The sequence below is a fragment of the Phycisphaerae bacterium genome, assembly GCA_018003015.1.
Classification (GTDB): Bacteria; Planctomycetota; Phycisphaerae; order UBA1845; family PWPN01; genus JAGNEZ01.
Genome location: JAGNEZ010000004.1, coordinates 53,430 through 67,213 on the forward strand (window position 1 = coordinate 53,430; position 13,784 = coordinate 67,213).

A 13,784-nucleotide genomic window follows, 5' to 3' on the forward strand; every position below is an offset into this window, starting at 1 on the left:
GTGACCGTGACCATGGCGGTCGCGGTTGCCTGCCCACCCTGGCCATCGCTGACCTGATAGGTGAACGTGTCGGTGCCGCTGAAGTTGGCCTCTGGTGTATAGGTGAACGAGCCGTCGGCATTCAAGGTTACATGGCCGTGCTCGGCATCCTGGGTGAGGCTGGCCGACAGGGTGTCACCGTCCAGGTCGGTGTCGTTGGCGAGCACGCCCTGGGCGGCATCCACGTGCGAAGCCGTGTCCTCAGTTGTGGCGAATTCATCAGCTTGGGCATTTGGTGCGACATTGGTCGGAGTCACGGTGATATCGACTGTATCGGTGTGGGTCGTATGGCTGTCGCTCACCTGAAGTTCGAAGGTTAGCACGGTTGAATTGGCCACGTTGGGCGCCTCGAACGTCGGTTGTGATGATGTGCTGTCGCTCAGTTCGACAGCCGGCCCGCTGACCTGGGTCCATTGGTAGTTCAAGGTCGGGCTGTCGGGATCCGTACTGCCTTGTCCGTTCAGGGAGACGATCGCGTGCTCTTCAACGACCTGATCAGGTCCAGCGGATGCGGTAGGGCCGTCATCGACAGCGTTGATGAACACGTTGACCGTATCGACCGAGGTCTTGGCACCGTCGCTGACGTGCAATTCGAATCGGACTGGCTCACTGCTGTCCAACTCTGGTGCCGCGAAGGTCGGGTTGGGGTCATGGGCGTCGCTCAACTCGACTGTCGGGCCGGATACCTGTATCCACTCATAGGTCAGGCCGTTGCCGAGCGGGTCGGTGCCGTTCCCTTCGAGGCTAACGACGTCGCCTTCGGTAACGCCCTGATCAGGGCCGGCATCAGCTTTCGGGGCAAAATCGTCCCGGTTGACGACAATATGCGTGTTGTCGGTCGACACGTGAGTGCCGTCAGACACCTCAACCTGGAAGTCCAGGCTCATGTTGACGTAACCGTCGGGCGCGGTGAATGTCGGGCCGACCGCGCTGGCGGAACTCAATTCCACGGACGGACCCGAAGTCTGGGTCCAGGTGTAATGCAGCAAGTCGCCGTCGGCATCCTGGCTGGCGGAAGCGTCCAGAGTCACGAATGCTCCACCGGCGACGTTCTGATCATCTCCTGCACTGGCCACGGGCGCCGTGTCGGTGGTAAGGACGGTCCCGTCACCGAACTTCAGTGAGGCGATGTTGCTGTAATCGATCGTGAAGTGCTGTCCGTCGTCCATGTTCACAATGACGGTATCGGCGGCCTTGTCGATCGAAGCATCAGCCCGTGAGAAGCTGGACAGGTCGATTGTGTTGGTGCCACCACCGCCATCCACGATGTAGTGAGCTCCGTCGGTTGGCTGGCTGAACGCGAAGGTGTCGCTGTAATTGCTGCCGACGACGCTCTCGATGCTCACCAAGGTGTCGGTGCCTGAACCACCCGTACTCTGAGCGACCGCCTTGGTCAGATCCACGCTGACTGCCGAGGAGGCGGTGCTGTAATCCGCCGTGTCGTGCCCGGTACCGCCATCGAGCGTGTCATTGCCGGCCCCGCCATCGAGCCGGTCATCGCCGGAGCCACCCAAGAGCACATTGGCGTTCACGTCCCCCGCAAGGGTGTCGCCATAGTCGGATCCGGTCACATTCTCGACACCAGTCAGTGCGTCGTTCCCCGCGGCCCCCGTTGCCTGTCCAGCAGCCAGGCTCACCGTCACTGCTCCACTGGCCCCGGCATACGAGGCGGTGTCGGTTCCCGCGCCGCCGTCCAGGGTGTCGTTGCCCAGGCCACCGTCCAGGGTGTCATTACCCGCGCCGGCGGACAAGGTGTTGGCACCATCGTCACCGGTCAGATTGTCGGCGTGATCTGATCCGGCGAGATTCTCGATGTTGACGAGCGTGTCATTGCCGGCCGCGCCGCTGGCAGTCCCCGCAGCAAGATCGACGGTCACCGCGCCGCTGGCTCCGGCGTACGATGCCGTGTCCACCCCGGCACCGCCGTTCAGTGCGTCATCACCCAGGCCGCCGGTCAGCACGTTGGCGTTCGCGTTGCCTACCAGCATGTCGTCATAGGCAGAACCGCTCAGGTTTTCAATCTGAAGAAGGGTATCCTCGCCCGCGGCGCCAGAAGAAGTCCCGCTGGAGAGATCGGCATTCACCGCGCCAGTGGCACTGGCGTAAGATGCGGTGTCTGTGCCGCCAGCGCCGTCCAAGATGTCATTGCCTGCGCCGCCCTCCAGTGTGTTCGCGCTACTGTTGCCCGTTATTACATCGCCGTGCCCGGAGCCCTGCACGTTCTCGATGCTGACCAGTGTGTCCGAACCGGCAGCGCCCGTCACCTTGTTGGTCGAGAGATTGACCGTCACCGATCCGGAAGCGTCGGCGTACGAGGCTACGTCTGTTCCGCTTCCGCCGTCCAGCGTATCATTGCCTAGCCCGCCATTCAGCACATCGTTGCCGCTGCCACCGGACAGCACGTTGTTGCCGTCATCGCCTGTCAGGATGTCCGCTCCGGACCCGCCGGTGACATTCTCAATATTGGCCAGTGTATCGTTGCCTGCGCTGCCGGTTGCCGTGCCCTGGGCGAGGTTGACGTTGACGCCGGCCGAAGTCGATGAATAGTTCGCGGTATCAGTGCCGCCGCGCCCATCCAGGTTGTCGTTGCCCGAGCCGCCGACCAGTACGTTGTTTCCATTATCACCGAGAAGGGTGTCGCTGTAGTAGGATCCGGTGACGTTCTCGATACCGCTAAGTGTGTCGTTACCGGCGGCTCCGCTGGCTGTCCCGTTGGCCAGATCCACTGTAACCGCGCCCGATGCCCCGCTGTAGCTCGCCGTGTCTGTGCCCCCGCCGCCGATCAGCGTATCATTGCCCGTCCCTCCGTCGAGCGTGTCGTTGCCCGCTCGTCCGTCGAGCACGTCGTCTCCGCCCGATCCGGACAGAGTGTTGGCGCCGGCATCACCCTGGAGTGTGTCAGCGTAGTTGGAGCCGGTGAGGTTCTCGAAACCGCTGATAGAGTCCGATCCGTCCGCTCCGCTGGCGGTTCCGGTGGTGAGATCGGCCGTGACCCCGCCCGTGGCTGAACTGTGGCGAAGGGTGTCGGTTCCGGTACCACCGAGAAGGGTATCGTCGCCCAGGCCGCCTTCGATGGTGTCGTTGCCAGATCCTCCGTCGATGGTGTCGTTGCCGGCTCCGCCGACAAGCACGTTGGAGTTCCCGTCGCCGACGATATTGTCATCGTAAGCCGACCCGGTGACGTACTCGATGCTGCTCAGAGTATCGCTTCCAGCCGCGCCGTTGGCGCTGCCGGTTGTCAGGTTAACATCGACGCTTCCACTCGCACTCGCGTACGAGACGGTGTCCGATCCGGAGCCGCCACCGATGGTGTCATCGCCCAATCCGCCGTTCAGCGTGTCGTTGCCGCTTCCGCCCTGTAGGGTGTTGTTCTGATCGTCGCCCGTCAGAACGTCGTAACCGGAACCGCCCACGACGTTCTCTATACCCACCAGGGTATCGGTGCCGGCGGCTCCCGTGGCCACACCGGCTGCGAGGTTGACGTTGACCGTAGACGCCATGCTCGCGTAGGAGGCGGTGTCAGTGCCGGCTCCGCCGTCGAGGACGTCGTTGCCAAGACCACCGTCCAGTGTGTCGTTGCCTAGACCGCCCGACAGCGTATTGGCACCGCCGTCACCGGTCAGCGTGTCGCTGAAATCCGAACCCACCACGTTCTCGAAACCAGAGAGGCTGTCGGAACCGTCGCCGCCCGAGGCTGTCCCGGTCGCGAGGTTGACGTTGACCGCCGAGGCCGCATGGTCATAGTGGACCGTGTCCGCACCTGCTCCGCCGATGAGCGTGTCATCGCCTACGCCGCCTTCCACGTTGTCATCTCCGCCGTCTCCGTCAAGCCGGTTCGCCGTGCCATCGCCGACGAGGAGATCATCGTAGCCCGAACCGGTCACGTGCTCGATGCTGGACAAGGCATCGTGCCCTCCGCCGCCATCGGCCGTTCCGGCGGCAAGGTTCACGTCAACGCCGCTCGTCGCTGATCCGTATGACGCCGTGTCGGATCCGGCGTCGCCGTAAAGCGCATCGTTTCCTGCGCCGCCATCGAGCACGTCATTTCCCTCGCCACCATGCAAGGTGTTTTCTCGAGCGTCACCAGTGATCTGGTCGTGGCCCGATCCGCCGGTCACGTTCTCGACATTGATGAGCGTATCGTGTCCGGCAGCCCCGGTGGATTCCCCCAGGGCCAGGTTGACGGTGACGCTGCCTATGGTGTCGGTGTAGTACGCTGTGTCCAGGCCGATCCCACCGTCAAGGACGTCGTCGCCCTGGCCGCCGACAAGGACGTCATCGCCGTCGCCGCCGGTCAGCACATTGGCGCCGCCGGTGCCGGTCAGCACGTCGTTGTGATTCGATCCGACGACGTTCTCGATGTCTGATAGTGTGTCGCTTCCATCACCCCCGCTGGCGATACCCGCTGCCAGATTGACGGCTACGCCTGTGGATGCATTCGAGTAGACCGCGGTATCCACGCCCTCACCGCCGATCAGCTCATCGTTGCCCGCTCCACCCTCGAGCACATCGTTACCGGTACTCCCGTCGAGCGTGTTGGTGCCTTCGTCGCCTCGAAGCGTGTCATCGTGGGTGGATCCGGTTACGTTCTCGATTCCGATCAGGGTGTCGTCGCCCGCGCCGCCGGTCGCGGTGCCGCTGGAGAGGTCGGCATTCACGCCACTTGTCGCCGAACCGAAATCGGCGGTGTCGCTTCCGCTCCCACCGAGAAGGACGTCATCACCCGACCGGCCGTCAAGGACATCGTCGCCGGCTCCCCCGTCCAGGGTGTTGTTCTGTTCGTCACCGGCAATCTGATCGTCCCCCGTCCCTCCGGTGACGTTCTCGATGTTGACGAGCATGTCGTTCCCTGCGGCGCCGGAGGATGTGCCCGCGTTGAGATCGACGGCCACGTCGCGACTGATGCCGGCGTAGGAGGCTGTATCCGTACCATCACCGCCGTCGAGTTGATCGTCACCGACGCCGCCGTCGAGCGTGTCGTTGCCTGAGCCTCCCAGCAGGGTGTCGTTCCCGGCGAAGGCCGAGAGCACGTCGTCGCCAGCCAGTCCGTCGGCCACGTTGTCGGCAGTATCGCCCATGAAGGAGTCAGCCTGGTCCGTAGGACCGGGATTAACGGTACCCGTTGCGACGTCGGTCCAGGTCACTGACCGGAGGATGCGAGGTTCGAGCCGCACGCCCTTGAGAGGTGCCGGTGTCCGGACCGATGACTCGGTCTCGACACCGGGCGCTGCGGCGGGAGTGCTGGGCTTGGTGGGCTCCTTGACGGGTTCTGTCGCGGAGGTTGTTTTCACCTGTGTGTCCACATTGCACCTCGTTGCGGCCATAGTCTGCGCAGTCCGTGTATCCGGGGCGATTGAGCGGCGAAACTCCCTGGCTGGAGCATACGATACGTGGATGACGGAAGGGGAACTCCCTGGGAGCGATCTGTCGCTGCTCAGTATATGGGACGTGTTTGGAGCAGCTCTGTCCGGGGCAAGCCGCCGCGAGCAGCCGTTATCGGCCAAGTTCAATTTCATAGCCGCAGCGCTTCGGTGGCCTCGTCAACAGCGACGTGCCAGTCGCCGAAGGGTATCATCTCCATGACCGCCGAACCGGCATGCGCTTGGCCTGTGATCTCAGACCCAATCGTCGCGGCCATCGCCTGCCCGAGGGCTCAGGTTCGTGTTGGCGGGCCGTATGCTGCCTGATCTGCGGCCTGGGCGATGTGATCATTGTCGAGCTGTGCGGCGACGACCTCAGTGCAGCCTCCAGAGGTATCCTGATTGGCGGTCGGGGCGGGCCTGCTTGGTCAGGTTCGGAAAGTACGTGTCGCGCGCGAGCTGCTCCGGCCAGGCCAGATGGGCTGAACCCAGGTGGACGGGGACCCAACCTCGCTGTGTGACCCAGTCCACGTGGCCGTCGAGAAAGCCGATGTTTCCGCCCGCCTGCCCGTGATTGTTGGTGGCCTGGTCCGGCCAGTTGTTGTACACATGCGCGCCCAGGACGACTCCTCCCGCGCCGGAATCATCCGGGTCCTGATCGCTGTCCACGAGGATGAACTGGACGGACGGTCTCTTGGTTGTCTTGAGCGTGATTCGTCCGGTTTCATCATAGCGCAAACCGTTAGGAAAGATGCCCGCGCTGTGCCAGGCGAAGACCTCGTAACTGTGGCCGCCCCGATTGGTGAGACGCGTGCCGTTAGTCGGTCCTCTACCGTCGTCGAAGCGGTGCCAGGCGGCGTGCGAGAGGTCTGGGTGGACGGTCAATTCCAGGTAGTACTCGAGTCGGGTCTGCCACGCTCCGCTGTTGTCCTTGACGAGATCGCCGATGGCCAGCTTCTGCTTGGAGGCCGGTCTGGAGAGGCTGACCACGTTACGCGTGGAGGGGCAGACGGCGGTGCGGCCTTCCTTCAGGTACTTCGGGTAAAGGTAGTACAGACCGTCGTCTGCACCCTCACTTGTATAGACATAGACGCCTCTCTTGGCGTCATCCATGGCGTGGAGAATCATGGCCGTCGTGATCTGTTTGACATTGGACCGGCATACCACGCGGTGGCTGCCCTCCCGCGCTCTGTTAAACGATGGTACCAGTATCGCGACCAGAAGGGCGATGATCGCCACGACGACCAGGACCTCGATGAGCGTGAACGCGCCGCATCGGATTGTCTTGAGTCCAGCCAATGCACTCACCTTCAGAGGCAGCCCGGCTCTGCCAGTTCTGTGCCGCTGTAGCAGGCCTGAAGAATGCCGAAGTCGACCTGGTCGACATCCTGATCGCTGTCCAAATCGGCCATCGCGCACTCGCCGCTATAGGGAATCGCCGGGCCCGAGGCGCAGTTGACGAAGAGGGTGACGTCCGCTTGGTCCACGTAGCTGTCACCATTCAGGTCCGGGACTCGGCTGGGAACCAACACCACCAGTTGAGGTGGGAAGGCACCTTCCTTGAGCCAGTGGATCTTCCATCCGTCGTCCGATGCGGACTCGATGATGAGTCCCTTGTCGACTTCGCCGGCCTGCCAGCCCTTGACCGTGTCCGTGATTTCGAACCAGGCTTGGCTGTCCCAGATCAGGCTTTCGGCGCTGGCAATCATCGGTCCGATTGTGCCGCCTTCCTCAGTGGGGCCATTCTCGCCGAAGTCGCTCCAGAACCGCAGCCCGGGTGCGCCATCGGTCAGTGTCCAGTTGAAGTCCACCAGCAGCTGCCGGACATTGAATGGGCCGCCGGTCCGGGTCTGGTAGCTCTCTGAGCGAGGAGCGGTTGTGACGACCAGGTAAGCCTTGAGGATCTGGGCGAGGGGGGGGACCTTGCCGGTACCGTTGCCGAACAAATCGTCGAACTTGACCAGCGCGTGGACCGTGTTTGTTGTGTCGGGCGCCGCGCCGCGTTTGTCAAGATACTCGGTGACGTACTCCTCGCCGAGAGCCGTGAGACCGTCCATCCGCAGCAACGAACACGGCCTCAACCGCCTTGTCTTTGACCAGCTCTTCAAGCGAAGGGTACGTCTTCTCGCAGCGGCACGCTTTGGCCAGCTGGGCACACCGCTCGGGCATGAGATCGCTTACGGCTACGACTCTGACATTAGGATGGTCCTGGAAGCTGAACGCTGCTCCAAATTTGCAGACTCCGTATCCGACAATGCCGACGCGGATCTTGCGGTCGGAGAAGGGCTTCCAGCCCTGAGTGCTGTCCGCGTCGGCAGGCGCTGCCGCAAAACCCGGGATTGGCTTTTCCTCGGACCGGGCAGAGCCCTGAAGTCCCAGCGAGGCGGCGCCGACACCCATTGCCTGCAGGAACGAACGGCGCGTCGAAGAGTCATACATCGCATGTCCTCCTGGAATGTGTCCCCGATGACGATGACTACCCAGCTTTGCCTCGGGAGTCAACAGGAGGAGGTGGTGCTGGGTCCCCGGGGCAGGGCAATCGCATCTGAATCCCCTGGCCCAGGATCCTGATGAGGTAGTCTTCCCGTAAGCCAGCTCGTAGTCGTTTGCTTTTGAGGCTGGCTTTGCAGGCATGCAGCAGGGAGGGGCCTTGAATCTGACCAGAGGAACGGGACGGGGGAACGCCACCATTTGTGGAGCGCGGGGTGAGCAGGGCAGCCCGAGGTCGACGACGGTTCGGCAATCTGGCCGCGGTAGCCCGAGGAACGGGCAACCAGACCGGCACAATGGATCGCCCGAACCGGCCGGTGCCTGGCCACCCAGCGAACCGGCCGAACCCTCCCAATCAGAGCCGCTGGACGGCTGGGAATCCAGGAACGCCCACTGGGGAGACCGACAGTCGACCCGGATCGGATCGGTTTGCCTCAATTCTCGACTCGCTCGGCTACGATAATAAGGACATGGCGGTACGGACCGCCCACTAAGCTAGACGCCCGGGGCAGGATGCGACTGGCGAAGATCTGATCCGATCCGGCGGCACAGAGAATGCTGTCCCGTGAGGCACCTGCGCCCCGTTGACACCAGCGGCTGGAGATGCAGAAGGGAGAACGAGATGTCCAAGTTGAAGCAATGGATGCTGATCGCGGCGGTCATCCTGGGTGGGGTCGTCTCCATGGGTGCCGATTGCGACTTCACACTCCGCGGAAGCGAGGACGGCCTTCGGCTCGACGTCGGCAACGACGACGACGACAACAATCTCCTTGAAGATCTCGAGGACCTCTTCGATTGAGTTCTCCAGCATCCTCAGGTCCGGCATCTGCGGCAACCGGCTGCCGCTCCTCCATTTCCCCTCGTTTTCCGCTTGGCCACCCAACGCGGCGGGGTGACCCCGGCGTGAGGCGGCTTCGGTCTCCAAGCGGCCTGGAGCCTCGGCCAAGAACGGATGGTTGATTCAGCTCGCAATTCGCGTTCCAGGTTCGGCACCCACGACGATTCGGGGGCCCTTCACGGTAAGCCGGGTTGTCGATGGCACGGATCAAGCGCTGTCTCTCGGAGCGGTGGAGGATCTTTGACGGCAGGAAGGGCGAGCCAAGCCGGCGGCTCAGCTCGCGACAACCGTCGTCTGTTGCCGGCAGAGTCCCCCTTCATTCCGATTTCAGCCCCGCCTTGTCCAGAAGGGTCTCGGCTTCCTGCGTCCGGCCGAGTTCCTTGATGGCCCCCGCTCTGGAGCGGATCTCATCTGCACCTGACGCTCTCGATTCGGCGGCAGCCTTGTGAAAGTACTCGTCGGCCTGTTGCTTCCTCGCGAGGGCTTTGTAGCAGCAGCCCAGCTTATAGTGCTCGACGACGTAGACTGGATTGTCGGGTTTGCCCGTTCCGAGGTTCTCCGGATACTCCATCGCAGCCAGAAGGTCCTGGATCGCTTGCTCGTGTCGCCCCTCGCGCATGAGAGCGTCGGCACGTGTACGGTGAGCGCGCAGATAGACCTCCCGCGCCCCCGTCCATCCTTCCCACGGATGGAAGGTGGCGTTTCGCAGGATCTCGAGAGCCTCAGCCTGGCGGTGGTCATCGATCAGAAAGGCTGCTCTCCTGAGCAACAGATTGCAGTTGCGGCCGACGTCGGCAGGAAGCTGGGTGAACAGCTCGGCTCGCCTGTCCTTTCGCCCGGATAGCTCATAGAGGCGATCCAGCGAAACATACAGGTTGGGGTCCTCAGGATCGCACGCGATCGCTCTCTCGTACTCGGCCGCCGCCTTGTCATGTTCCTTCAGTTTGGTCCAGTAGATCTCTCCGAGGTTCCGATACAGGGTCGCGTATTTCGGCGCCCCGGCCCGCGATTGCTGGAGATGGACCAGACCTTCCTGCCATCTCATCCGGGCGCTCAGGAGCGTGCCCAGGTAGTAGTGCAGCTTCCAGTCGTCCGGGAACCACGACAGACCCATCCGAAGAACAGTCTCGCTTTCCGTCCGGAACGGGAAGACATAGTCAGGAGACAATTGCGAGCCCTTGGAGAAGTAATCGCGAGCGGCTGCATCCTCTCCGCGCTTCTGGCAGTAGTACCCGAGATGATAGTATACGAACGGATGCCGGGCCGCGTTTCTTCGCTCCTCGTACAGTTTGAGGGCGGCGATCGCATCATCGATCAGGTTCATCTCTCCGTAATCACACGCCGTCTCGATGTAGTACTGCGGATCATCGCGGAGCAGCCCGAGCTCGTCGGCGCCGCCCTGCAGGTGGCTTTCCACCGCGGCCAACGCGTTCAGCGGATCGTCCTCGAGGACTCCCCGAACGATGGCGGCCGCCTCGTCAGCTGAAACCCGCCGTCTCAACGCCGCGGCGAGAAGGACACGGGCCTTAGGATCGTCCGGGTTGTGCCGAACCGCCTGGCGAAGGTACCGCTCGGCCGCGACCAGATCGTTGCGGCCGACCGCCATCGAGGCCAGGACCAGCGGCGCGACGTGCCGGTGGGCCGCCCGCCGCCCAACCATGTGAAGGTCCTCCTCGGTTCTCTCGCCAACGCCGAGTCCGATCTTGCACAGCGCCCGGTAGTAGCGTGCGGCATGCTGGTCCTCATTTCGTTCCAGGGCACGCTGGAACAGGTCGAGTGCCTCCTTGAGGCGGCTCGTCTTGTAGTAAACGAGTCCGAGCGACTCCGAGGCCGTCGCGAGCCCGGGGTCTTTTCGCAGAGCCTCCTGGAAGCACATCACCGCCTTCTCGATGTCCCATTGTTTCAGGGCGTAGTGGCCCGCCAGCTGCGCCTGCTCTGCGGTGAGCTCGCCGCGGTCAGGCATGACGGGCTGAAGCTCGGGGCGGGAAATCGGCGGCTTCTGGGTCGAGTAGAAGATGATCTCGCGGTCGCCAGCATCGAGGACCAGCAGACGGTACACCGTACCGGTGCCGTGCAACGGGATCTGCCTGACCAGCGGTGTCGAAGGGCTGATATCGACTCGCTCGCTGTGTATCTCCGTCTCGCCACGGAATACCTTGACGCAGCTGTTCGGAAAAGGCCGGGTCACGTTGACCGCCGCGATGACGTCGCCACCCTCAACACGGAAGTTGACCGCGGCATCAGAATTCGCTTTGACCAAGCCCTTCATTTTCTTGAGGGCATACCAGTACTCGTCCCAGCTCTCCTGCATATGAGGCTCGAAGATCCATGTATCGCCCTGAGTGGGGCATCGGCCGGACTGGACTTCGATATACTGTCCATCGTTGTCGGTCAGCATGTCCTCCCATATCGCTCCGCTTCGAGCGGTTCCCCAGGTCCAGAACTTCTTGCCGGGCGATTCCAGGGAAGAAGCGCAATGGGCCATCCCGCAATCGCGGTCCATGTTGTAGACGCCGTTGAAGTCGCCGGGGACACCGCAGAAGTAATCAGCAGGGTAGGGGATGTTCTTGTACCAGGATTTGTCGATCCCTCCGTGGAGAGGCCACGGTTCGGGATTGGCCCGCCGGCTCGCGTAAGTGTAGTCCGTGGGTGGGAAGATGACCTGGGTGTCCGCCCAGGCGTGGCTCGCGGCGTTGGCCCAGAAGTAGCCGTTGTTGTGCGTCAGCGTCGGATTGAACAGGGTGATCCGGGTCCTGAACCAGGACCGCTCCGGACAGACAGTCGTGGCCACGGTCCAACGCATGCGGCGAACCCACTCCGTGGCCCCCACGACGCAGGTCACGCTGCCGTCCTTGCCGCGCATGATCTTGTACTGCACCGGCGAGACCGTGTTCACCGTGTGCCCGAGCGTCGGGAAGTTCCATTCGATGCCGCCGGACAGCCACGCGCCGCGCAACGCCACCAGCCCCGGCTTGATGACGTGGTTGTGGTAAATGAAGTCGAAGTCGCCGTGGGTCTTGTCGTGAGCCGCATAGAGCCGCCCTCCAAGATCCGGCAGAATAAGCACGCGCGTGAAATCGTTTTCCAGAATGACGACTCGATGAGAGACCATTCGCTTGTCTCGCGTGATGTCCGTCTGAGATGGATAGGGGTAGACGTTCTGGTTCCACAAGGGCGGGCTCTTGTCCTCCGGCCCCAGAACGTAGGTGGGTATGTCAAGCCTCGTCTCCTCGATCGAAACGCCGCCCGCCCCAAAGAGCAGGGGGCCGATCGCCAGCATTATCCCTGCTGCCAGGGCAATCGTGTTCGTCATCGCATCCTCCTCCCATCTGGATTACCACGGCTCTCTCACCTCGAGACATCTCAGGCATCTATGACTCGAACGTCGAGCGGCGTCCGTCATTCTACAGCGATTCGTCCCCGTCGCGCTACTCGTCTACAGGAGACACCCTCGTCAGCCGGTATCACCAGCCTCTCGGTCGGCTCCTGGAGGCCGCGGACGCTCCGGCTTTCCCGACCCCCGGCCGATCTCATCTGTCCGCCGAACAACCTCTGGCGACACGGGAGGTGAGCCACGCCGCCGTTCTCATGCCCTGAAAGCAGGGACCGGGCCCTCATCAAGGTTGACGGGTGGTGCCGGATCGCGGCGCAAGCGCCGGCACGGTCTTTCTGCCGGGCCAGGGGTAGTTGTCTCGTCCCGCACTCGCCTCGATCGGACCCTCGGGCAGACTTCTGTGCCAAGCCAGGACCTTGGCCGCCAGCTGTTCCACCAGGTCCTGACGGCGTTCGGCGAGGTTGTTGAGTTGTGTCGGATCGCTGGGAATGTCGTACAGCTCCGTTCGGCTGCGGTCCGGGTTTGTGAGCAGCTTCCAGTCACTTTCGCGGATGGCCAGCATGGGGCTGCGGTGGAACGGTTCGCCGGGTATGTTGAATCGCCATTCCCACATCAGCGGTGTTCGCCGTGGCCGCGCTGATCCCAACAACACATCGCTCATGTCCTCGCCATCCAGGGGGTGTGATGCCGGCGGCTGAATTCCCGCCAGCGAACACATCGTCGGCAGAAAATCGACACCGGCGACGACGGACCGGTCCTCGACTCGTCCGGCGGGAACGTGTGACGGCCAGCGCACGATGAAGGGCACGCGAATGCCGCCTTCGTACAGGCTTCGCTTGCGGCCTCGAAAAGGCCCGGCCGAGCCGACACCGCTGTGCCCCGCGTTCACGATATGGATGTCCTCTGGTCCGTTGTCGCTGGAGAAGATCACCAGCGTCTCATCCGCCAGGCCGAGCTCCTCCAACCCCTCCAGAAGTCGCCCGATCTGCTCGTCAAGGTCGCCAACGGAGGCATAGTAGATGGCCTCTGCGCCCTTGTGCCGGATGCCCGAACCCGGATTGAGGTGGTTGTAGGGCCGCATCTGCTCTTCCGTCGGATTCAGCGTTGCGTGCGGCAGCAGCGTCCAGAGGTTGACGTAGAAAGGTCGATCCTTGTTGGCTCTGATGAAACGCAGGGTCTCATCCACGAGCAGGCGGGTGGATTTCGGCCAGAACTGATCCGGCGGCTCGGACCAGCCGGGATTCACCGAGACCATCGTCCGGGCCTGGTCAAAGCCGTAGGCGGTTGGGTCCGGGGCGCCCAGCCCGGCTCCCAGGTGCCATTTGCCGAAGTGCGCAGTGGCGTAGCCCGCCGTCTTGAACAGAGCGGCCACGTTCGGAACCTCTGGGTCCAGCCAGTTGGACATCCCGCGACGGGCGTTCAACTCATGGCTGGCGAAGTGGCCGTGGATGCGGTGCCGGGCGGGATACTGGCCGGTCATGAACGCGCAGCGGCTCGGGGAGCAGACCGAGCCATTGACATAGAACTGGGTGAACAGCATGCCCTGGGTGGCAAGCCGATCAAGCCACGGTGTCTTCAGCTGCCGGTGGCCGTAGCAGCTCAGATCCCCCCAACCCAAGTCGTCAGCCAGGATGAACAACACGTTGGGGCGCTCGACGGGTTGCCTGGCCCAGGCGAGCTCGGAACCGAAAACAAGAAGCAGCAAAACGAGGGTCCTCATAGA

At 63.0% G+C, this 13,784-nt stretch carries 7 protein-coding genes; 1 reads left to right on the forward strand and 6 read right to left on the reverse strand.

Features of this window, described 5'->3' with window-relative positions:
• The 4 genes from KA354_02830 to KA354_02845 all read right to left on the reverse strand — a co-directional run.
• Nucleotides 1-5,330 (reverse strand): tandem-95 repeat protein (locus tag KA354_02830; GenBank protein ID MBP7933561.1); only part of this gene is annotated, 5,330 nt, incomplete at its 3' end.
• Nucleotides 5,331-5,774: 444 nt separating this feature from the next.
• Entirely contained in the window at nt 5,775-6,680 is a 906-nt protein-coding gene (locus tag KA354_02835; GenBank protein ID MBP7933562.1) for a type II secretion system protein, read from the reverse strand.
• Between the two features lie 29 nt (nt 6,681-6,709).
• A complete protein-coding gene (locus KA354_02840) occupies nt 6,710-7,456 on the reverse strand; it encodes a DUF3298 domain-containing protein (protein ID MBP7933563.1) in 747 nt (248 codons plus the stop codon).
• Nucleotides 7,407-7,838: a Gfo/Idh/MocA family oxidoreductase gene (locus KA354_02845; GenBank protein MBP7933564.1), complete on the reverse strand. Its 432-nt coding sequence runs from the start codon at nt 7,836-7,838 to the stop codon at nt 7,407-7,409. Before KA354_02845 ends, KA354_02840 begins: the two co-directional genes overlap by 50 nt.
• Nucleotides 7,839-8,511: 673 nt before the next feature.
• Between KA354_02845 and KA354_02850 the strand changes: the two genes are divergently transcribed.
• Entirely contained in the window at nt 8,512-8,688 is a 177-nt protein-coding gene (locus KA354_02850; GenBank protein ID MBP7933565.1) for a hypothetical protein, read from the forward strand.
• Nucleotides 8,689-9,043: 355 nt separating this feature from the next.
• On the opposite strand, the gene KA354_02855 is transcribed toward KA354_02850, so the two are convergent.
• Complete coding sequence (locus tag KA354_02855; GenBank protein ID MBP7933566.1) at nt 9,044-12,040, reverse strand: DUF5107 domain-containing protein; 2,997 nt, start codon at nt 12,038-12,040, stop codon at nt 9,044-9,046.
• Between the two features lie 304 nt (nt 12,041-12,344).
• Nucleotides 12,345-13,781, reverse strand: a complete 1,437-nt coding sequence (locus tag KA354_02860; GenBank protein MBP7933567.1) for a sulfatase-like hydrolase/transferase — start codon at nt 13,779-13,781, stop codon at nt 12,345-12,347.
• Nucleotides 13,782-13,784 lie beyond the last annotated feature (3 nt).